The organism is Stenotrophomonas indicatrix (assembly GCF_002750975.1).
Classification (GTDB): Bacteria; Pseudomonadota; Gammaproteobacteria; order Xanthomonadales; family Xanthomonadaceae; genus Stenotrophomonas; species Stenotrophomonas indicatrix.
Genome location: NZ_PEJS01000001.1, coordinates 1,247,923 through 1,267,981, shown reverse-complemented (window position 1 = coordinate 1,267,981; position 20,059 = coordinate 1,247,923). Strand labels below are relative to the sequence as shown.

General features: G+C 66.3%; 25 protein-coding genes, 1 tRNA gene and 1 riboswitch. Of the genes, 10 read left to right on the top strand and 16 right to left on the bottom strand.

Translation table 11 applies throughout. The features are described from left to right. Positions 1-8: 8 nt before the first annotated feature. The 4 genes from CR918_RS05950 to CR918_RS05935 form a co-directional block, all read right to left on the bottom strand. Positions 9-506 carry a pyridoxamine 5'-phosphate oxidase family protein gene (locus CR918_RS05950; RefSeq protein ID WP_025878887.1) on the bottom strand — a complete coding sequence of 166 codons (498 nt, stop codon included), beginning with the start codon at positions 504-506 and terminating at the stop codon, positions 9-11. 67 nt (positions 507-573) lie between these two features. Continuing rightward, positions 574-1,569 carry an LLM class flavin-dependent oxidoreductase gene (locus CR918_RS05945; protein WP_099783538.1) on the bottom strand — a complete coding sequence of 332 codons (996 nt, stop codon included), beginning with the start codon at positions 1,567-1,569 and terminating at the stop codon, positions 574-576. A gap of 122 nt (positions 1,570-1,691) precedes the next feature. Beyond that, entirely contained in the window at positions 1,692-2,459 is a 768-nt protein-coding gene (locus CR918_RS05940) for a sulfurtransferase (RefSeq protein ID WP_099842246.1), read from the bottom strand. Between the two features lie 263 nt (positions 2,460-2,722). After that, positions 2,723-3,088, bottom strand: a complete 366-nt coding sequence (locus CR918_RS05935) for a DUF6164 family protein (protein ID WP_032976499.1) — start codon at positions 3,086-3,088, stop codon at positions 2,723-2,725. A 69-nt stretch (positions 3,089-3,157) separates the two neighbouring features. Between CR918_RS05935 and CR918_RS05930 the strand changes: the two genes are divergently transcribed. After that, positions 3,158-3,592: an FKBP-type peptidyl-prolyl cis-trans isomerase gene (locus CR918_RS05930; RefSeq protein WP_099842245.1), complete on the top strand. Its 435-nt coding sequence runs from the start codon at positions 3,158-3,160 to the stop codon at positions 3,590-3,592. Next, positions 3,579-4,826, top strand: a complete 1,248-nt coding sequence (locus CR918_RS05925; protein ID WP_099842244.1) for a TIGR03862 family flavoprotein — start codon at positions 3,579-3,581, stop codon at positions 4,824-4,826. Before CR918_RS05930 ends, CR918_RS05925 begins: the two co-directional genes overlap by 14 nt. A gap of 25 nt (positions 4,827-4,851) precedes the next feature. Here CR918_RS05925 and CR918_RS05920 read toward each other — a convergent pair whose 3' ends face one another. The 5 genes from CR918_RS05920 to CR918_RS05900 all read right to left on the bottom strand — a co-directional run bounded on the left by CR918_RS05920 (position 4,852) and on the right by CR918_RS05900 (position 9,935). Next, positions 4,852-5,313, bottom strand: a complete 462-nt coding sequence (locus CR918_RS05920) for a GNAT family N-acetyltransferase (RefSeq protein ID WP_025878881.1) — start codon at positions 5,311-5,313, stop codon at positions 4,852-4,854. Between the two features lie 62 nt (positions 5,314-5,375). Beyond that, positions 5,376-6,998 carry an FMN-binding glutamate synthase family protein gene (locus tag CR918_RS05915; protein WP_099842243.1) on the bottom strand — a complete coding sequence of 541 codons (1,623 nt, stop codon included), beginning with the start codon at positions 6,996-6,998 and terminating at the stop codon, positions 5,376-5,378. 44 nt (positions 6,999-7,042) lie between these two features. Beyond that, positions 7,043-8,329, bottom strand: a complete 1,287-nt coding sequence (locus tag CR918_RS05910; protein ID WP_025878879.1) for a nucleotide sugar dehydrogenase — start codon at positions 8,327-8,329, stop codon at positions 7,043-7,045. Between the two features lie 111 nt (positions 8,330-8,440). Then, on the bottom strand, positions 8,441-8,893 hold the full coding sequence (locus tag CR918_RS05905) for a BLUF domain-containing protein (RefSeq protein ID WP_223482232.1): 453 nt from the start codon (positions 8,891-8,893) through the stop codon (positions 8,441-8,443). Positions 8,894-8,951: 58 nt separating this feature from the next. Beyond that, positions 8,952-9,935 (bottom strand): TraB/GumN family protein, encoded by a 984-nt coding sequence (locus tag CR918_RS05900; protein ID WP_157804347.1) that lies wholly within the window; start codon positions 9,933-9,935, stop codon positions 8,952-8,954. Between the two features lie 154 nt (positions 9,936-10,089). Here CR918_RS05900 and CR918_RS05895 point away from each other — a divergent pair. Together CR918_RS05895 and CR918_RS05890 are read left to right on the top strand one after the other, a co-directional pair. Next, a tRNA-Leu gene (locus tag CR918_RS05895) sits at positions 10,090-10,176 on the top strand. 171 nt (positions 10,177-10,347) lie between these two features. Further along, entirely contained in the window at positions 10,348-10,827 is a 480-nt protein-coding gene (locus CR918_RS05890) for a hypothetical protein (protein WP_099842241.1), read from the top strand. A gap of 9 nt (positions 10,828-10,836) precedes the next feature. On the opposite strand, the gene hemN is transcribed toward CR918_RS05890, so the two are convergent. Continuing rightward, on the bottom strand, positions 10,837-12,246 hold the full coding sequence (gene hemN, locus CR918_RS05885) for an oxygen-independent coproporphyrinogen III oxidase (protein WP_099842240.1): 1,410 nt from the start codon (positions 12,244-12,246) through the stop codon (positions 10,837-10,839). A 44-nt stretch (positions 12,247-12,290) separates the two neighbouring features. Next, positions 12,291-12,731 carry a group III truncated hemoglobin gene (locus tag CR918_RS05880; protein ID WP_032976493.1) on the bottom strand — a complete coding sequence of 147 codons (441 nt, stop codon included), beginning with the start codon at positions 12,729-12,731 and terminating at the stop codon, positions 12,291-12,293. Positions 12,732-12,911: 180 nt separating this feature from the next. Between CR918_RS05880 and CR918_RS05875 the strand changes: the two genes are divergently transcribed. Further along, positions 12,912-13,196 (top strand): hypothetical protein, encoded by a 285-nt coding sequence (locus CR918_RS05875; protein ID WP_032976492.1) that lies wholly within the window; start codon positions 12,912-12,914, stop codon positions 13,194-13,196. Beyond that, positions 13,193-14,242: a 4Fe-4S dicluster domain-containing protein gene (locus tag CR918_RS05870; protein WP_059063731.1), complete on the top strand. Its 1,050-nt coding sequence runs from the start codon at positions 13,193-13,195 to the stop codon at positions 14,240-14,242. The genes CR918_RS05875 and CR918_RS05870 overlap by 4 nt, the downstream gene beginning before the upstream one ends. 1 nt (position 14,243) lies before the next feature. Here the strand turns inward: CR918_RS05870 and CR918_RS05865 are convergent, their stop codons facing one another. Both CR918_RS05865 and CR918_RS05860 read right to left on the bottom strand, forming a co-directional pair. Beyond that, positions 14,244-14,480, bottom strand: coding sequence for a hypothetical protein (locus tag CR918_RS05865; RefSeq protein ID WP_025875165.1), 237 nt, complete (start codon positions 14,478-14,480; stop codon positions 14,244-14,246). Positions 14,481-14,831: 351 nt separating this feature from the next. Continuing rightward, positions 14,832-15,041, bottom strand: a complete 210-nt coding sequence (locus tag CR918_RS05860; RefSeq protein ID WP_025875167.1) for a helix-turn-helix domain-containing protein — start codon at positions 15,039-15,041, stop codon at positions 14,832-14,834. A 78-nt stretch (positions 15,042-15,119) separates the two neighbouring features. On the opposite strand from CR918_RS05860, the gene CR918_RS05855 reads away from it, so the two are divergent. Beyond that, complete coding sequence (locus CR918_RS05855) at positions 15,120-15,560, top strand: helix-turn-helix domain-containing protein (RefSeq protein WP_223485056.1); 441 nt, start codon at positions 15,120-15,122, stop codon at positions 15,558-15,560. Positions 15,561-15,582: 22 nt separating this feature from the next. Next, positions 15,583-15,646, top strand: a riboswitch (Fluoride riboswitch). Positions 15,647-15,727: 81 nt separating this feature from the next. After that, positions 15,728-16,120: a fluoride efflux transporter CrcB gene (gene crcB, locus CR918_RS05850; protein WP_025875171.1), complete on the top strand. Its 393-nt coding sequence runs from the start codon at positions 15,728-15,730 to the stop codon at positions 16,118-16,120. 3 nt (positions 16,121-16,123) lie between these two features. On the opposite strand, the gene CR918_RS05845 is transcribed toward crcB, so the two are convergent. Further along, entirely contained in the window at positions 16,124-16,957 is an 834-nt protein-coding gene (locus tag CR918_RS05845) for an AraC family transcriptional regulator (protein ID WP_099783521.1), read from the bottom strand. A gap of 150 nt (positions 16,958-17,107) precedes the next feature. Here CR918_RS05845 and CR918_RS05840 point away from each other — a divergent pair, with 150 nt between their 5' ends. Continuing rightward, positions 17,108-18,190 carry an alpha/beta hydrolase family protein gene (locus CR918_RS05840; RefSeq protein WP_099785979.1) on the top strand — a complete coding sequence of 361 codons (1,083 nt, stop codon included), beginning with the start codon at positions 17,108-17,110 and terminating at the stop codon, positions 18,188-18,190. A 13-nt stretch (positions 18,191-18,203) separates the two neighbouring features. Here CR918_RS05840 and CR918_RS05835 read toward each other — a convergent pair whose 3' ends face one another. Together CR918_RS05835 and CR918_RS05830 are read right to left on the bottom strand one after the other, a co-directional pair. Next, positions 18,204-18,473, bottom strand: coding sequence for a hypothetical protein (locus tag CR918_RS05835; protein WP_025875177.1), 270 nt, complete (start codon positions 18,471-18,473; stop codon positions 18,204-18,206). Positions 18,474-18,607: 134 nt separating this feature from the next. Next, positions 18,608-19,393, bottom strand: coding sequence for an ArsR/SmtB family transcription factor (locus tag CR918_RS05830; protein ID WP_243379156.1), 786 nt, complete (start codon positions 19,391-19,393; stop codon positions 18,608-18,610). Positions 19,394-19,417: 24 nt separating this feature from the next. Between CR918_RS05830 and CR918_RS05825 the strand changes: the two genes are divergently transcribed. Beyond that, positions 19,418-20,059: a flavin reductase family protein gene (locus CR918_RS05825; RefSeq protein ID WP_243378981.1), complete on the top strand. Its 642-nt coding sequence runs from the start codon at positions 19,418-19,420 to the stop codon at positions 20,057-20,059.

Genomic DNA, 20,059 nt, shown 5'->3' with positions numbered 1-20,059 from the left:
TACTGCAATCAACGCAGATCGATGAATCCGTTGTCGCCCAACCGTGCCGGCTCATCCTGCACCGCCGACAACACGAAACTCAACGCCGAGCCGAGCAGCGTGCCCGGTCCGTCCCAGTACTCGGCGGTCTCTGCACGCACGTGGATCAAGCGCAGGCTCGGGTCATCCGGGCCGCCGGGGAAGAACAGCTTCATCGCCGGCGACCACAGCTCTTCGACCTTCGCGCGGTCATCGATGATCCGTGCCACGCCGGCTACCGACACATACGTATTCTTCGATGGCGAGGCATAGGCCACGTTGACCCGCGGGTCGAGCGCGATCTCGGCCACCTTCGGGCTGTCGGCCGCAGTGGCGAACCACAGGTCGCCATCGAAGGCGACCTGCTGGGTGCCGAGCGGACGGCTGTAGAGGCGCCCATCGACACCACGGGTGGTGAACATCGCCACCTCCACGTCCTTGATCAGTTCAGCCAGCTGGGCAATGTGCTCGGTACGCGATTCGTCCATGGGGGACTCCGGAAGTGGGAGTCCCCATCAGACGCGTCCGCACCGCAAATTGCCGTGACGCAATTGTTCAGCCCGCGTGGCGGGCATGCCAGGCTTGCATTGCCAGTTCGAACGAGCGAAGGCGCGCGCGGTGGTCGTACAGGTTGGCGGTAAGCATCAGTTCGTCGGGCTGATGGCGCTCGACGAACGCCGCAATGCCATCGGCGACCTGCTGCGGATCACCCAGCACGGTGCACGCCAGTGCCCGCTCCACGCCCAGCTTCTCGTGGGGTTCCCAGAACGCTTCGATGTCATCGATCGGCGCCGGAATCTTGCCCGGACGGCCGCGACGCAGGTTGACGAAGCTCTGCTGCTGGCTGGTGAACAACCGCCGCGATTCGGCCTCGCTGTCACTGGCCACCACGTTCAACGCCAGCATCGCGTGCGGCTGCTTGAGCGTGGCCGAAGGGCGGAATTCGCGGCGATACACCGCAAGCGCTTCATCCATGGAATCGGGGGCGAAGTGCGAGGCAAATGCATACGGCAGGCCCATCGAGGCGGCCATGCGTGCCCCGAACAGGCTGGAACCGAGGATCCAGGTCGGCACCCGCAGGCCGCCACCCGGTACGGCCTGCACCGCCTGCCCAGGCTGCACCGGTTCGAAGTAGTGCAGCAGCTCGCGTACGTCCTGCGGGAACTGGTCGGCACTGTCGAAATAGCGGCGCAGGGCGCGGGCGGTCGGCTGGTCGGTACCCGGCGCGCGGCCCAGGCCCAGGTCGATGCGATCGGGGTACAGCGAGGCCAGGGTGCCGAACTGCTCTGCCACCTGCAACGGCGCGTGATTGGGCAGCATGATGCCGCCGGCGCCGACGCGGATGCGTTGGGTGCCACCGGCCACATGGCCGATCAGCACCGCCGTGGCGGCACTGGCGATGCCAGGCATGTTGTGGTGTTCGGCCAGCCAGTAGCGGCGGTAGCCCAGCGCATCGGCATGCTGGGCGAGCTCAAGCATGTTGGCAAAGGCGGCAGTGGTATCGCTGCCCTCGCAGACCGGGGCCAGGTCGAGAATCGACAACGGGATCATCAGGCGGTTTTCCGTCACAAGATCCCCGTTTGATGGGGTCGCCCTGCCCTCACGGCCAGTGCCGGTGGCGGGACGCTGATTCCTGCCTGGCCGGTTCAGGCCCGCAGGCCAATGTGGAAGGGTCAGAACGCGCTGGGGCGTGGCCCGGGCAACGGCTCGTCCAGCAACGGCTTCAGTTCGGCATCCAGCGCCACCCGTTCGTCGAACACGAAACAACGACCTTCGTAGCCCTCACCGCCGACTTCCTCGAAGTAACCGAGGATGCCGCCATCGAGCTGCAGCACGTTGTCCATGCCGTCGTTGAGCATCCACAGCGCTGCCTTCTCGCAGCGGATGCCACCGGTGCAGAAACTGACCACGGTGCTGTCCTTCAGCGCTTCACGATGGGGCGCCAGCGCCTCGGGCAGATCGGTGAACTTGTGGATGGGCAGTACCAGCGCATCCTTGAAGGTGCCGTACTCGATCTCCTGCAGGTTGCGCGTATCGAGCATCACCACGCGCTTGCCAGCATCATCATGCCCCTGCCGCAGCCAACGCTGCACGGTGGCAGGATCGATGGCCGGCGCGCGCGGGTAGTCCAGCGGCTGGCCATCGTCACGACGGAAGCTGATGATCTCGTCCTTGACCTTGGCTTTCAGCCGCGCGAACGGCTGGTGCTCGCTGAAGCTGGTCTTGACCCGCATATCGGCGAAGCGCGCATCAGCACGCAGTTCCGCGTAGAAGCCATCGATCGCGGACGGCGCCCCCGCCAGGAACAGGTTCAGCCCCTCGCCCGCCACCAGGATCGTCCCCTGCAGGCCGGACGCCTCGGCACGCGCCTGCAGCTGGTCGCACAGGGCCTGGGGGGCGTCGATGACGGCGAAATGATAGGCAGCGGTATTGGCGATCATCCCGCCATTTTAGCGCCTGACCGCCCCCGCATCAGCCTCCACCGTTCATCCACGCATGGCGTGGATCTACAGACGCCGGAAACTGTCGAAGGCGGGGCAGTGTGGGGTTGCGGGGTGTGAGCCGCATGGATGCGGCGACCAAGCCCCCAAGGATGGGTTCACGGCGGCCCCGCAAACCCACACTGCCCCGCCATCCCACGGAAAGCCGCTTGTGATGTTGCTTGAAGGCCTCTGCGGGTGCCGGGTGCAACCCGGCCGGACCCCTACCCCCGCAGCAGCATGAACGGCAGCAGCACCAGTGCCGCCGCCACCGCCATGCCCAGCAGCACCAGCACCACGAACACAGGGCGGCGGCGCAACAGGCTGCCAAAGGTCTCGGCAGTGCCGTCGCGCAGGGCCTGTTCGCGCTCGGCACGGACCCGCACGCCGCGGGCCGCCTGGTAGTCGGCCATCAGCGCCTTGGCACGCGGCTGGTCCGCATCCTCGCGCAGCCACAGGCCACCATTGGAGATGCCCCACGGACTGGGTTCGGTGCGGTACCAAGCGATGCCGTGCTGGTCCAGCAGCGTGCAGACATCGGCATATTCGTCGTTGCCGACATTGCGCAGATTGAGCAGGAGTTTTGCCATGCCACCATGATACCCGGCGCCGATGCGCTAACCTTGCCGCCCTCGACTCATCGCCCCTGGAGACGCCTGATGCGCCGCCTGCTGCTTCCCCTGCTGCTGTCCCTCGCCGCCGTTGGTTGCTCGTCGGAGCCGTCCGGCCCGCCGCCGGGAGGCACCATTGCCACGTTCGAGCGCATCGACACCCAGCTGGGCAGTGGTGCCGAGGCCGTGCCGGGCAAGAAGGTCAGCGTGCATTACACCGGCTGGATCTACGACGAGCGCGCCGACAACAAGCACGGCAGGACCTTCGACAGTTCGGTCGAGCGCGGCGAGCCGTTCACCTTCACACTGGGCGCAGGCCAGGTCATCCGCGGTTGGGATGAAGGCGTCGCCGGCATGAAGGTCGGCGGCAAGCGCACGCTGATGATTCCGCCGGAATTCGGCTATGGCGACCGCCAGGTCGGCCCGATTCCGGCAGGTTCGTCGCTGGTGTTCGACGTCGAGCTGCTCAATGTCCAACAGTGACGTCCGCCCGTCGCGCCGCATCGCCATCATCGGCGGCGGCCCGGCCGGGTTGTTTGCCGCCGAGCGGCTGCGCGCGGCAGGCCTGGATGTCGATCTGTACGAGGCCAAGGGCTCGCCGGGCCGCAAATTCCTGATCGCCGGCAAGGGTGGGCTCAACCTCACCCATTCCGACCCACGTCCACTGTTCGACAGCCGCTACCGCGAGCAGGCAACCCGCGTCGGCCGCTGGCTGGATGGTTTCGACGCGCAGGCGTTGCGCGACTGGGCCGCTGGCTTCGGCGTGGAGACCTACGTCGGCAGTTCCGGCCGGGTGTTCCCGGTCGACCGCAAGGCGGCACCGTTGCTGCGCGGCTGGGTCCGCCGGCTGAAGGAACAGGGCGTGCGCTTGCACGTCAACCATCGCTGGCTGGGCTGGAGCGACGACGGCGCACTGCGTTTTGCCACCGACAACGGCGAACTGGAGGTGCGCGCCGATGCGACCGTACTGGCACTGGGCGGCGGAAGCTGGCCACAGCTGGGCAGTGACGGTGCATGGGTTCCGACGTTGCAGGCCCGCGCCGTGGACATCGCGCCGCTGCAATCGGCCAACTGTGGATTCGATATTGCGTGGACACCGTTCTTCGCGCAGCGCCATGCGGGCGCACCACTGAAGCCGGTCGTCGCACATTGGCATGGCCTCGACGGTGAGCCGCACACCCTGCAAGGGGAGTGCGTGGCCAGCGAGTACGGGATCGAAGGCAGCCTGATCTACGCCCTGTCGGCCGATCTGCGCGAAACCCTCAACCGCGACGGCCACGCCACGCTGTGGCTGGACCTGGTTCCGGGCCGCGACGAGGCACGGCTGCTGGCCGACCTTTCGCAGCCGCGCAAGGGGCGAAGCTTCGGCGAGCACCTGCGTCGCCAGGCTGGACTGGACGCAGTGAAGACCGCACTGGTGTTCGAAACACTGGGCAAGGATGCCGGCAACGATCTGGCCGCGGTGATCGCCACGTTGAAGCGCCTGCCACTGCGCCTGCTGCGCCCGCGGCCGATGGCCGAGGTGATCAGCACCGCCGGCGGCGTGCGCCTGGACGCGCTGGACGAGGGCCTGATGCTGCGTGCCTTGCCCGGCGTGTTCTGCGCCGGAGAGATGCTGGACTGGGAAGCACCGACCGGCGGCTACCTGTTGACGGCGTGCTATGCCAGCGGGCTGCGTGCGGCAGAGGGCGTGACCGCGTGGTTGGCCACGCGTTGATCAACGCGCGATAGCGCCGGAAATTTCACCCCGGCCGGCGCATCTTCACCGACGCCAATGCCACGCCACTGGGATGCGGATACAGTTCCTCGCGCTCGGCGACGAAGCCCTGCCGCTGGTAGAACGGCACGGCGTTGAGCGAGGCCGACAGCACCACCTCCCGCGTCGGGTCGGCCAGGGCCAGCAACCGCTGCATCAGCGCCTGGCCGATACCCTGCCCGCCCCGATCCGGATCAACGAACAGCGCATCGATCTCGTTGCCCTCGGTATCGAACACACCGAACCCCAGCACATTGCCCCGGTCATCCTCGGCTACGACGCAGCCGCCCTGCCCCAGCAGCCGCGAATACTGCACCGGCGGCGGCGATGCCGACCAGGGTGCAATCACCTCCGGCGGATAGTGGCTGCTGCACAGCTCACGCACGCAGCGCGTTCGCAGGGCCCACAGCGTGCCCACATCATCGTCGGTACCCGTCCTGAACTGCATGCAGCCTCCTTGCATGGATGGTTTTCGTGCAATCGAGCATGGGCTCGGTCCTGCAACGCGGGTCATCGCGACTTGCTGGCCCGCAGCGCTTGGATCTTCGGTGGCGGCTGGAACGAATCGCTGCGTGCGTCCGCCCAGAACGAATGGAACACCGCGTGGTCGGGCACCTTGTGCAGCAGCTCGCCCGGTTCCAGGTAGCGATACAGCGAGGCCAGCGAACGGATCTCGACCGGCGACACCCGACGCAGAATGTGTTCCGGGCCGAGCTCGGCCGGATCGTTCAAGCCCGCCGCGCACAGCAACTCCTTCAGCGCGTGCAGGGTGTGCTCGTGGAAGCTGTACACGCGCGTGGCCTTGTCCGGTGCATCCAGATGCTTCCAGCGTGCCGGATCCTGGGTCGCGATGCCGGTCGGGCACTTGTCGGTATGGCAGCTGAGCGACTGGATGCAGCCCAGCGCGAACATGAAACCGCGCCCGGCATTGCACCAGTCGGCGCCCATCGCAATGGTGCGGGCGATATCGAACGCGCTGGTGATCTTGCCGGCAGCGCCGATACGGATGTGCTCGCGCAGGTCCAGGCCGACCAGGGTGTTGTGCACCAGCAGCAACGCTTCGTGCATCGGCACCCCCACGTGATCGACGAATTCGGCCGGTGCCGCGCCGGTACCGCCTTCGGCGCCATCGACGACGATGAAATCAGGCAGCAGACCGGTCTCGTGCATTGCCTTGGCGATGCCGAACCATTCCCATGGGTGGCCGATGGCCAGCTTGAAACCAACCGGCTTGCCACCGGACAGTTCACGCAGGCGGACCACGAACTGCAGCAGTTCAACCGGGGTGGAGAACGCCGAATGGCGCGATGGCGACACGCAGTCCACGCCCATCGGCACGCCACGCGTCACCGAGATCTCGGCGGTGACCTTCGGCGCCGGCAGCACCCCGCCATGGCCAGGCTTGGCACCCTGCGACAGCTTGATCTCGATCATCTTCACCTGATCGTGGTTGGCATTGGCAACGAAGCGTTCCTCGCTGAAGCCGCCCTTCTCGTCACGGCACCCGAAGTAGCCCGAGCCGATCTCCCAGACCAGGTCACCGCCCATCTCACGGTGATACGGCGAAATCGAGCCTTCGCCGGTATCGTGGTAGAACCCCCCCAGGCGTGCGCCTTCGTTCAATGCGCGGATCGCATTGGCCGACAGCGAACCGAAACTCATCGCCGAGATGTTGAACACGCTGGCCGAATAGGGCTTGGCACAGTTCGGACCGATCAGCACGCGGAAATCATGCTTGGCGATGGTGGTCGGCGCCAGCGAATGGTTGATCCATTCGTAGTCCACCGCATATGTGCTGCGCAGGGTACCGAAGGGCACCGTGTCCATCTGGTTCTTGGCGCGCTGGTAGATCAGCGCACGCTGCTGCCGCGAGAACGGCACATCCTCCAGATCGCTCTGCACGAAGTACTGGCGGATCTCCGGGCCGATCGATTCCAGGCCATAACGGAAGTGCGCCATCACCGGATAGTTGCGGCGCAGGGTGCTGCGCTTCTGCAGCAGGTCCCAGGTCCCCAGCGCCACCATCGCAGCTGTAATGCCGACGCCCCAGTACCAGGCCGGCCAGATCGTGGCCAGCCACAGGCAGATCGGAAACATCAGGATGGCGAGCAGGTAGACGATATACCGGTGCATGGCGTTCCTCGGTTGCAACTGCCCCGAGTCTACCGCGCAAGCACCTACAGGCGATCGTCGACCACGCTGCGCGGCCAGGCGGACTTCACGTCATAGACCAGCCCACCGGGCGCCAACAGGCTGCGGATATGGGCATCGTCCATCGCCTTGAAGCTCTCATGCGCCACCGCCAGGACCACCGCGTCGTAGCTGCCGGGCACCGGCTCGGCCAGCCAGTTCACGCCTTCATCCGCCATGGCAGCCGGCCCCACCCACGGATCGCTGACGTCCACCTGCGCGCCGCTGCCGGCCAGCCGCTGGGCCAGTTCCAGCGCGCGGCTGTTGCGCAGGTCCGGGCAGTCCTCCTTGAAGGTCACGCCCAGCACCAGGATGCGCGAGTGTGCTGGCATGCGGCCACGTTCGGCCAGCATCGCCAGCACGCGCTTGGCCACATGCTCGCCCACCCGGTTGTTGACCTGCCGGGCGGTGTGGATGAGGTCGGGGTGGTAGCCCATGCTTTCGGACTTGTGCAGCAGGTAGTACGGGTCCACGCCGATGCAGTGGCCTCCCACCAGCCCCGGCCGGAACGGCAGGAAGTTCCATTTGCTGCCTGCGGCGTCGAGCACATCCTGGGTGTCGATGCCGAGGCGATCGAAGATCAGGGCCAACTCGTTGACCAGCGCGATGTTGACGTCGCGCTGGATGTTCTCCACCACCTTGGCCGCTTCGGCGACCCGCATCGACGGCACCGGGAACGTACCGGCGGTGATGATCCGCTGGTACAGGCCATCGACCACCGCAGCCACGTCCGGCGTTGAACCGGAGGTGATCTTGCGGATGTCGGCCAGGCGCCGCTGGCGGTCACCCGGGCTGACCCGCTCGGGACTGTAGCCGCAGTAGAAATCCTCGTTGAAGCGCAGCCCCGAGCCCTGTTCCAGCAGCGGCACGCAGACTTCTTCGGTGGTACCCGGGTAGACGGTGGATTCGTAGATCACCAGATCACCGGCGCGCAGATGGCTGGCGATCAGTCGCGTCGCCGAGCGCAAAGGCTCCAGATCAGGCTGCTCGTAGGCATCGATCGGCGTGGGCACGGTGACGATGTAGACGTTGCAGGCGTCGAGCTGCGCCGGATCGCTGCTGTAACGCAGCAGCGACGCGCTGGCCAGTTCGTCCGGCTCCATTTCCAGCGTGTGGTCCTGCCCACCGGCCAGTTCGGCGATGCGCGCAGCATCGATGTCGTACCCCAGGGTAGGCAGCTGGCGGCCGAACGCCACTGCCAACGGCAGCCCGACATATCCCAGGCCGATGATGGCCGGGGACGGGCTCTGTGCTGCGCCGATCGGCGCACTCATGCGCGGCGTCCAACAGGCGGCGATGGTGTCCACTGGGTCATGCGAGGATCCGGGAGCAGGCAAACGTGCCGACAAGGTTAACCGCGGCAGCGGCGCCAGACCACGCCCGGATCAGGATCCGAGGCTGACGGCAGCCGGCTCGAGTTCGCCGTGCCGCCCCGTCCAGGCCCGCAACAACAGGCAGAAGCCATGCTCCGGAGGCTCCTGCCCCAGGCTGAAACCATGCCACGGGGCCGCCACGATGCTGCCCAGCGTCGCCGCATCCACGTGCCGGTTGGCCATCGTCCAGCGCGGGAACCAGCGGCTCGGGATCGGGCCTGCGGCAAGCTGGATGATGCTGCCGTGGCGACGCGCGTTGCCGATCCGCGCATGCACCGAAGCCAGCCCATCCCGTGGGCCTTCGATGTACTGCAGGAAACGGCTGCCATCGAACATCAGCGCCCCGGTCACCCCGGCCATGCGGTTGAACGCGGTCGCATCGGCCAGCAATGCATCGAGCTCGGGCACGTCCAGTCCCTCCCTGGCCGTGCTGACATAGGCGTACGCATGCAACGGCATGTCCATCACTCCCCTCCTGAGTGCAGAGGAATATGACAGGAAGCACGAGGACTTCAAGCGTTGGTTATTCCGGCGGCGACTCGACCTGATAGCCGCGTTGCATCAGCGCATCCAGATAGCCTTCGCCCAGCAGCAGGCTGACCGGCACCGTCGCGAAGGTGCCTGGATGACGGCTCAGCGCCGCATCCACGCCCTGCAGCCAGCGCGTGCGTACCTGCTGCGGCATATCGCTCCAGCCGCGCCGGCGCACGAAGGCCGAATCCTGCAGCAGTTCGCGGCAGGTCTGGGCCATCGCCGAACCCGACAGCCGGCGCAGTGCTGCGACATCCCCCAGCGCCCAGGCGTTGGCGCGCTCGCGCAGCACCGGTGCCTGGAATTCCACCGTGTCGAGCGTGCGCTCGAAACACGCGCGGTCATCGACTTCGGTGGCCTGCAGCTCCTTCAACGTGCCACGGATATCGTCGACCTTCAGCTTGACCTGCACGTCTTCCGGCTTCAGATCGTGCGCCTTGTACGCGCGCCCGAGTGCTTCCTTGACCTGCTTGCCATCGCGCAGGCCGTTGCGCTTGAGGAAAGCCTGGTACAAGCGGCCGGAGGCCACCAGCGGACGGTCCTTTTCCACGCCACGGTCATTGCCCAGGTAGGTCTGTTTCAGGCCGAGCCAGCGCGCGTGCGTTGCCGGCGGCAGGATCTGGTCAAGCGTGCGCCCCTGCGGATCGCGCGCGGTCTTCAATGCCAGTGGCAGCAGGGTCAGACCCTTGAACACGCCGATCTTCGCATCGAGGGCGAAACCCGGATCGCCCAACACATGGTCGACGCTGGCAATGGTCCGCTCGACTTCGTCGGAGCGCCATTGCACACCGCTCGGCAACGGCGAGACCGTGCCCAGGATCCACAGCACATTCCCCTGTGGAGCGGTGACCTTCCAGAGGCCGGGGCCGGGTTGTTCGCCGGTCACCTGCACCGTCGCCATGTCCACCACCGCCCCGGTGGGCGCAGGCACCTGCTGCGCGGCGACCGGGCCTATCGCCAGCATCAGTCCCAGCACGGCACTGCATCCGATCCATCGCCTGCCACGTGCACGCATATCGCCATTCCCGGGAACGTTGGCGGACTGTACCCAGCCCCGCGCCCGACTGCGTAAAAGCCGCGTTAGCCGGCGGCAGCGGCGGCGATTCCGTTACAATCGGCGCGCGCTGCAGGCCCGGATGGCGAAACTGGTAGACGCATCGGACTTAAAATCCGCCGGGGGCAACCCCATGCCGGTTCGATTCCGGCTCCGGGCACCACCCAATCAAGCATCGACGCCCCCGCAATGGGCCAACGCACCGCTGGTTCAACAGCAGCCCGTTGAAAGCGATGCGGCCATTCGGCTGACGTCGCTGCGATCAAGACGGCTCCAAGCCGGCATGGCAGAATCGAACGCCCCGGCCGCCGAACCGCGCACAAGGAGATCAGCCATGAAGTGGATAGGGATCGCGTCATCGCTGGCGCTGTTCGCGATGCTCGCCCAGGCCAACGCACCGGCATCGGCGCAGAGTCGTTCGGACAGCCACCGCAATCTCGACGGAAGCCTGGATATCCGCAACAGTGACGGATCGTCCAGCCGCATCAAGCGCGACCTGTCCGGCCGGGTGACCGCCGAGCACAGCAACGGCAGCCGTTCGACCACCACCACGGATCTGAGTGGCCGCAAGCGCACCACCCACAGCGATGGCAGCTACTCCAACAGCAGCACTGACCTGAGCGGCAACATCCGCACCCAGTACAGTGACGGCAGCTACTCGGTCAGCAAGCGTGACCTGAGCGGCAGGTGGCGCACCGAGTACAGCGACGGCTCCTACTCCACCAGCGTGCGCGACCTGAGCGGCAACTGGAACACCACCTCCAGTGGTGGCATGGCCGCGCGCCATCCCGAACGCGGCGTCGGCAAGCGCTGAGGCCCGCGCTCAGATCGCCCGCGAGTAACGCGGCTGCTCCTGCGCAGCGCGCAGATAGGGATCGAAGCACATCGCCAGCAGGCGCAGCAACGGCCGCCCGGGCTCGCTGGCACGCACCACGCCATCGCGGTACTCGGCCAGGCCATCCTGCTGCAGGCGCTGCACGGCCTGCAGGTCTTCGGCGAAGTAGGTCTCGAAATCAATGCCGTGGCGCTGGGCCAGTGACATTCCATCCACCTCACCCTGGCACATCAACTGCTGGATCAGCTCGGCGCGCAGCTGGTCGTCGGCACTGAGTGCGACGCCGCGCCAGACCGGCAACTGTCCCTGGTCCACCGCGCTCTCCCACGACGGCAGGTCACGCGGATTCTGGCTGTAGGTGGCACCGATGTGACTGATCGCACTTACGCCAAGGCCGAGCAGATCGGTGTCTGCGTGGGTGGTGTAGCCCATGAAGTTGCGATGCAGCTGGCCGGCGCGCTGGGCACGCGACAGATCTTCTTCCGGCAATGCGAAGTGGTCCATGCCGATGTACTGGTAGCCGGCTGCGGACAGGCGCTCCACCGCCAGGCCCAGCAGCGCCAGCTTGTCTTCCGGCGAAGGCATCCGGCTTTCGTCGATCTGTCGCTGCGCACGGAACAGGTGAGGAAGATGCGCATAGCCATACACCGCCAGTCGATCCGGACGCAGCGCCAGCACCAGTTCCAGGGTGCGGCCGAAGCCCTGCAGACTCTGCCCTGGCAGGCCGTAGATCAGATCGACGTTGATCGAACGCATGCCGCTGTCGCGGCACGCACGCAGGATATCCAGCGTCTGCCGTACGCCCTGCACCCGGTTGATCGATTCCTGCACCTGCGGGTCGAAATCCTGCACGCCCAGGCTGGCGCGGTTGAAGCCCAGCCGGGCCAGCATCGCCACATCGCTGGTGTCGATGAAACGCGGGTCCAGTTCGATGGAAAAATCACGCTGCGACGAACCGCTGAAATCGAAGCGGCGGCGCAGGCCCTCGACCAGTGCGGTCATCGCATCGGCATCGAGGAAATTCGGCGTACCACCGCCGAGGTGCAGCTGGATCACTTCACGACCATCGGCGAACTGCGGTGCCAGCAGGTCCGCCTCGGCCAGCACGCGTGACACGTAACTGTGGCCACGCCCGCGGTCGCGGGTGATCACCCGGTTGCAGCCACAGTAGAAGCAGGGGCTGGAGCAGAATGGCACGTGGACGTACAACGACAACGCGCGCGCCAACGGGTTGCTGTCGGCGATCGCCTGGCGCAGCGCGGGTGCATCGAAGCCGTCATGGAAGTGCGGCGCGGTGGGATAGGAGGTGTAGCGCGGGCCGGGACGGTCATGCCGTCGCAGCAGATCGGGATCGAAGGTCCAGGCCAGGCCACCGGCAGCGGGAGAGAACGTGTCCATGGCGCCAGCATCGCCCTAAGCCTGCCGGTGCGCCTTGACCCAGATCAATCCTTGGTGGGCACGCCCAGCACCGGCAGCATGACCTGCGGCCAGCGCAGCATCTGGTAGCGGCGCCAGAAGGTGTCGGCGATGCGGGCGGCCACATCGTCGGCCAGCGCCTGCATGGGCGGGTTGTTGCATTCGGCCGTGGTGATGTGGAACAGCACCAGCCAGCGGTCGAACAGATCCTTTTCCAGATCGATCGCCATGTGCTTGGACATCGGCGAGCCCTTGAACCTGCGGGTCCCGCGCAGCATCGCCGACCAGAAATCGACGAGCTGGGCCAGGTGTTCCGGCCAGTCGCGCACATGCCCTTCGAATACCGGCCCCAGACGCTCCTCTTCACGCACGCGCGCATAGAAATCATGGACCAACCGGGTCACTTCCTCCTCGCTGCACAACTCTGGCGAAGCAATGGGAAGGGCTGTCGTGGGCGTTGCGTTCATCAGGGCACCAAGTGCGGATCGGCAGTGTGCCGCATGCCGCCACCACCGCTGTTGATCCAGATCAATGTCAGCGCACTGCGGCGCACCTAGGCTGGCACGCTTGCAGGAAGCATGCCCTGCGGATGCTGCGCCAACCACGGCGAAGTATACGCGCCGCCCTCTTCTTCAACCCGAACCCGCATGAACACACCGACTTCCAGCCGCCAGCGGCGTATCCAGCATTGGGGTGCAGTCCTGTGGCCCAGCTTCATCGCCGCCGGCCTGGCCTGCGTGGTGTTCTTCGCCTTCGTCGATCCACTGCGGCTGCAGGCGATCAGCTTCCCGGGTACGGCCATCAGCCGTGAGCTGGGCTACACCGCAGGTTTCTTCATGTTCTGGGCGGTCACCGCACTTTCCAGCGCGGTGACCGGCTACCTGCTGCGGCCGATGCCGAACGAAGAGGATGAGGAGCTGCCACTGGGATGAGCATCACCGCATCCTCGCCCCTGCGCGCATGGCGTTGGCGCCGCACCCTGGGCCTTGCGTTGCTGGTCCTGTTCCATGCGCTGCCGTGGCTGCAGTGGGATGGACGGCAGGCCCTGCTGCTGGACCTCAACGCGCGCCGCTTCGACCTGTTCGCCTGGACCCTGTGGCCGGATGACATCGGTGTGTTGCTGGGGCTGCTGGCGGTGATGGCGGTGGGTCTGGCCCTGCTCACCCACTTGGCTGGTCGCGTGTGGTGCGGACATGCCTGCCCGCAGACGCTATGGACACGAGCGTTCGACGGAATCGCGCAGGCATTGGCCCGCGTGATGCCGGCGAAGCTGGCGCGGCCGGCCACCCAGCTGGCCTGGTTGCTGCTGTCGCTGTGGACCGGGATCACGTTCGTCGGGCTGTTCAGCCCGATCCGCGAACTGGTCACCGGCGCGTTCGATGGCGCATGGAGTGGCTGGGAGACCTTCTGGGTGCTGTTCTATGCCGGCGCCACGTGGGGCAATGCCGGGTTCCTGCGCGAGCAGGTGTGCCGATCACTCTGTCCGTTCGCGCGCATGCAGCCGTTGCTGACCGACCCGCACACCCCGCGCATGTTGTATGACCCACGCCGCGGCGAGCCGCGCGGCGCCCGCCCGCCGGCATTGGGCGGCGTGCTCGGCCGCGGTCGCGGCCTGCTCGATCCCACCACCGCGCAGGACTATGTCTTCCGTGCCGCGCATCCGCTGCTGGCCGGACCGATGCCCACCTTCAGCGCGGATCGGCTGGGCGACTGCCTCGATTGCATGGCCTGCGTGCGCGCGTGCCCGATGCAGCTGGACATCCGCCATGGCCCACAGGCCGACTGCCTGGCCTGCGGTGCCTGCCTGGAAGCGTGCACGCAGCAGCAGCATCAGGCCGGTTTCGGCCCAAGCCTGGTGCGCTACTGCAGCCCGCAGGTGATGGCAGGCCAGCCGCGCCGGTGGTGGCGCCCCCGCACCACGGCCCTGGCTTCGTTGCTGCTGGCGCTGCTGGTGTGCGGCGCTTGGCGCCTGCTCTGAATCAGCCCGGGTCGCCCGGGCGCGGCGGTACCAGCTGGGCGCGGCGGACGATGCCCAGTTGTTCGATGATCAGCGCCATTTCATTGGTGACATCGGTTCGCCCGGTCCCCTGCGGAACCAGACGATCAAGCACCTGCTGGTAGGTATCCCAGAACGCCGGACCGCATCCGTGTTTGTGATAACTGGCTTCCAGTTCGCGGCGTACCCGTTCAGCCAAGCCATGCATGCCGTATTCCATACGACCTCCGTTGGACTTGTTCTGCATCGTTGACGGTCGACCGATTCACTTGCGAGCTACTGAAAGACTCCCGGCCTTCACAGCCGGTTGATGCCAATTAGTCATAGATTTCACGACACGTCAATTACAGGCCGCGACTTTCGCGATTGAAATTATTAATCGTTCATGAAAGGCCGTAGCGACCGGGATCCGAAACGTCCGTGCCGATGTCGACAAAGCCAGCCGGCGAACCAAGGTATCCATCACAGATCGGACCATCGCTGGGGATACGTCGATCGATTCTGTCTATGTTGCTAAGCATACTTAGCAAATCGATCTTGGCGGCCTGTCTGCGACAACCATCGACGCATCTCATGCGGTTTCGTCGTGCGAGTCGTCATCCATCGGGAACAACGCAGGGTATCGCTGCTGCAGGATGTAGCGCCTCAGCGGCGGGATGGGAAAGCCTCTGGGCCATTGCGAGACAGCGGATCTGCTGATTCCAAACAACCTGGCGAGCTCTGCGTCGGTGGAAAAGCCCAGCCGCGTGCGGACCTGCCGCTTGCTCCAGAATTCGTCCATTTTCGATCCCTTTCATCATCAAACTTATTCTTGCGCCAAGGCCTCTTTCGCTTCCACGCGTTAAGCTGGCTTGCATAGATGAATACTCTTGGACAACGACTCGCGGTCGCCATGAAGGACGCCGGGCATGCACGCCCTGCCGACCTGGCGCGTGCCGCCGAAACGACGACGGCAACGGTCAGCAACTGGCTCAATGACCACGTCAAGGCCAACCACGTGAAAGCCGAACAGCTGTTCCGCATTGCCGATGCGGTGAAGCTGGACCCACGCGAGCTGCTCTTTGGCCCGCTGGGACGGGGAGTCGGCGAGCGCGGCACGGCCTACATGCACATGCCCAGCGAAGCCCATCTGGATGTCTGGCAAGCGGCCTATGAGCTGGTCGCCCACATCCTTGACGAGCGCGGACTTGAGGTGGGCTACCGTCGCGAGGCCACGCTGGGGTTGATGGCCCATGACCTGCTGATGGAGGGCGTCAGCCGCGGCAAGGTCGCACGCGTGGTGATGACTGCCCTGCCCTGACCCATCGCGGGCTGGTAGCATGGCCGTCGATGGGGATGGGGCTCCCCCGATAACCGCCTGAGATGGCTGATGGCTCCTGCTGAGACGAACCCGGCGTTCGTCGATGGCAGGCCGTGCCCGCCATTGCGTCCGCCGTCGAACCTGCGAACACGCACTCGAGGCAAGCAATGCAGACGTTCAACAACTATGTGCTGGTATTCCTGGGCGGCGGTGTCGGCGCCTGCCTGCGCCATGCCTGCAATCTGATCGGCGCCCGCGTGGCCGCCGGCAGCACCTGGCCCTGGTCGACGTTCCTGGTCAACATCAGCGGCGCCGTGCTGATGGGCGTGGTGGTGGAGGCGTTTGCGCTGCGCAACGGCGCGTCGCCGCAACTGCGCCTGCTGCTGGCCACCGGCATTCTTGGTGGCTACACCACGTTCTCCACCTTCTCGCTGGAAACCGGCCTGCTGCTGCAGCGGGGCCAGCATGGCCTGGCCGCACTGTACGCCGGCGGCTCGGTAGCCCTGGGCCTGGCCGGGCTGTTCGCCGGCATGAAGCTGACCCGGCTCGCGCTGGGGTAACAGTCAGCCGGCAGCAGCGCGCGCCTGTCCGCGCCACTGCCGTGGCGATTGCCCGGTGTGTGCCTTGAACGCCCGAGACAACGCGGCCTCGCTGCCATAGCCAACCTCGTCGGCGATCCGTTTCAACGGCCGCCCCTGCCGCAACGCCTGCTGCGCCAGGCCTACCCGCCAGCCCTGCAGATACTGCCCGGGCGTGGTTCCCATGGCCTCGCGGAAACTGGCGGCGAACACGCTGCGCGACATGCCTGCAACGTCGGCCAGATCTTCCAGTGTCCAGGCCTGGGCGGGGGCCTCGTGCATGGCCACCAGCGCCAACCGCAGCCGTGGATGGCCAAGCCCGGCGAACAGGCCGCCGCGCATCTCGCCCCCCTCCATCAACTGCCGCAGCACCTGGATCATCACCACCTCGAACAGGCGGTTGACCATCACCGTGCGACCGCAGCGCTGCTCGAATGCCTCCTCGAACAACAGCTCCAGGGCGGCATGGCCGCCATACAGTTCGGCCAACGGCAGGCAGATGAAATCGGGCAGCGCGGCACTGATCGGGTTGAGCCTGCCGCCCTCGAAATGGAGGTTGGCGCAGGCCATGTCGGCGCCGTGCTGAGGATCGGTGTGGAAGCGATGCGGCAGCGGGCGCGGATACAGCAGCAGGCTGGGAACGTCGACCTGCACCGTCTGCGTGCCATGACTGACCTGCAACGGACCGCGCCGCACCAGGTGCAGCTGGCCGGCCTCGCCCTCTCCTTCGAGACTGTTGATGCCACACAGCGCGCCGGCATGAAACACCGAGGCGGTGACCGCGAAGCGTTCGAGCAGGATGGCGAGGCGATCGACCATGGCGGGACCCCAGATCAAATGGAAGGGAGCAGATACGGCAGATCGTATCGAATTCGATTGCATTGCGTCAGGGGCTAGCCACCGTGCAGGGGCAGCGCTATACAGGCGGCACCTTCCGCGCAGACCGCACCGGCCAGGGCAAAGACCATGATGCGAACCTTCCACCGGCTGGTCCTGGCACTGGTCCTGCTGCTTCCGCACGTGTCGCAGGCCGCCGCGCCGCCCGCCCCGCCACGCACCTCCAGCGGTGAACTGCAGGGCGCGCGCTGGCGCCTGGACGTGCCCGCCGGCTGGAACGGCGAACTGGTGATGCTGGCGCATGGCTATGAACCAGTGGGCGTGCCGCAGCCATCACCGATGCCGGCCAACGACAGCACCGCCAGCCTGCTTGCAGCGGGCTATGCCGTGGCGCAGAGCGCCTATGCCAGGCAGGGCTGGGCGGTGGCAGATGCGATCGTGGACATGGAGCGCCTGCGCGCGCACGCCCTGTCCGAATTGAAGGACGTGCGTCGCACCTGGATTCTCGGCTTTTCGATGGGCGGTGCGGTGGCCATCGCCACCCTCGAACGCCTGCCACAGCACTACAACGGCGGCGTTTCGCTGTGCGGGGCCAACCTGCCCGGCGAACAACTGGCCAATGACCTGCTGACCACCCTGGTGGCGTTCGACTATTTCGTCCCCGAGCCCAAGGGACTGCCTCGGCAGGGCTTGGCATCGGCGGAAGCTGCGGCACTGCCGCAGATGGAGCTCTATCAAGGCATCGCCGCCGCGCTTCAGACCCGGCCGGCCGTCGCTGCGCAACTGGCTGCACGGCTGCAGGTAAGCGTGGAGGCATTGCCGGGCACGATCAGCCTGCACGCGATGATCCTGCACGAACTGGCCACGCGCGCCGGCGGCATGCCGGTCGGCAACGTTACGTCCGTCTACCGCGGATTCGGTGACGACAAGGCGTTCAACGCGGGCGTGCAGCGGCTGGCACCTGCTGCGCCGGCACAGCGATACGTGCGCGAAAAGCTGGCGTTGACCGGCGCGCTCAAGCGACCGCTGGTGATCCAGTTCAACAACAACGACCCGAGCATCGTGCCGCGCATGCAGGCGGTGTATCCGCAACTGGCCGAGCACGCTGGCGCCACGCCATTGCCGCGCGTACTGCCTGCGGTGGGCGAAGGCCACTGCGGCTTTGCGGATTCACAGGTGGTCGAGGCGTTGAAGGCAGCCGCGGCTCCCTACTGAGCAGCCGACAGCATCAGTGGCCGAGCGTACCCATGGTGAAGGTGTAGCCGGAGCGCATGAGGAAGTCGCGCATGCGCAGTTCGGCGCGGCGCGGAGACGGAAGATCCGGCGGGCCATACAGGGCATAGACCACGCCAGCGCCCTCGATACTCTCCCGGCGCACATCACAATGACGGCTCTCCGAGGCGACGACCCAGCCATCCTTCAGTTGATCGGGGCCGATGGACTGCCCGTTCTTCAGCCGGAAAGTAAGCCAGCGCACATCTGCGGTTGACCTGCTCATTGCCGACCAGCCGCATCGTGCATGCGGCCCCTCATGTCCTTGCCTGCCATTGCTGCTCCCGAAGACCAGGACTCCGACCATACCCCGTCGCAATGTCGTGGCCGGCTGAGACTGCCGGCGGCGCGCGGCGGGCTTCAGGCGCGTACGTCGAACAGCCTGCGGAATGCCTCCTGCCCGGCAGGTGTGACCTGCAGGTCGCGCCGCCCCGCGAGGCGACGCAGCCAGTGGTTCTGCAGGAAACTCTCCAGCAGTGCTTCACCCACCATGCCGGCCATGTGCGGGCGCCGCTCGGTGCAGTCCAGGCAGCCGCGGCAGTATCGCGCGGGCGTCACCTGTGGCGATCGCGCGATCAACGCTTCCAGCGGATGACCCACCGCGCGCAGGACGTCAGCGCCATGAGCCGTCATCTGCCAGTGGTCTGCCGCCGCGGTAATCGCTCCGGTGCTCAGCAGGTGGTCACAGATGGCGACAGCGTATTCACCCGCCAGGTGCCGGTAGCAGGTGCGCGCCCTACGGAAGCCGGCATCGACCCGTACGTTTCGTGGAGAAAGCGGTAGCCGTTGATCGCTGAAACGCAGGATGCCTTCCAGCATGTCGGCGACCTCGGTTGAGGCAATCCGGTGATAGCGGTGGCGTCCCTGCACCTCCACGGCCAGGATGCCGCCGTCGAGCAACCGCCGTAGATGACTGCTTGCCGTCTGCGGCGAGATGCCAGCCACGCCGGCCAGCTCGGACGCCGTGTGCGCCCGGCCATCCATCAACGTCAACAGCATGGCCGCGCGTGCATGGTCACCGACCAGCGTGCCGACATGGATGAAGGAGCGGGACGTCTGGACCATGGCCGCATTGTGGCATGCCGCTTTCCGCGCATCCTTCGACCCGGATCGAAGCATGCGCGCCCCTGCACAGTGCACAGTCATCGCCCGCACCCCACGAGCTCAGGCATGCCACCGGAAGATTTCCAACGCCGCTGCATCACCCCCTCCGCGCTCTACCCGGGAACACCGGTGGTGCTGATGACCACGTTGAATGAAGACGGCAGTGCGAACATCAGCCCGCTTTCGTCATTCTGGGCGCTGGGCGACCGCGTGGTGCTCGGTATCGGCGAACAGGGCCAAGGCTGCAGCAACCTTCTGACACGCGGCGAATGCGTACTGAACTTCGCAGATGCCACGCAGGCGGTGCAGGTCGAGGCCATCGCCCGCGCCACCGCTCGCACCCCGGTGCCGGAATCGAAGCGTGCCATGGGGTACGTGCATGTGTCTGACAAGTTCGCACTGGGCGGCTTCAGCCGCGTCGACTCGGTGCAGGTGGCACCGCCGGCGATTGCCGAATGCCCGCTGCAGGTGGAGGTCGCGCTGCTCGCCTCGCACCGGCCCAGCGGAACGCAGGATCAGGGCTTCATGATCGTCGAAGGACGGATCTGCCGGGTGCATGCGCACGAGGCGATCACCGTTGCCGGTACCCAGCACATCGACGTGCGGCGCTGGGCACCGTTGATCTACCTGTTCCGCCACTATGTGGGTACCACCACGCCGATGGCGCGCAATTTCCGCGCTGACGATCCTTTGCCGCTGACTGCATGA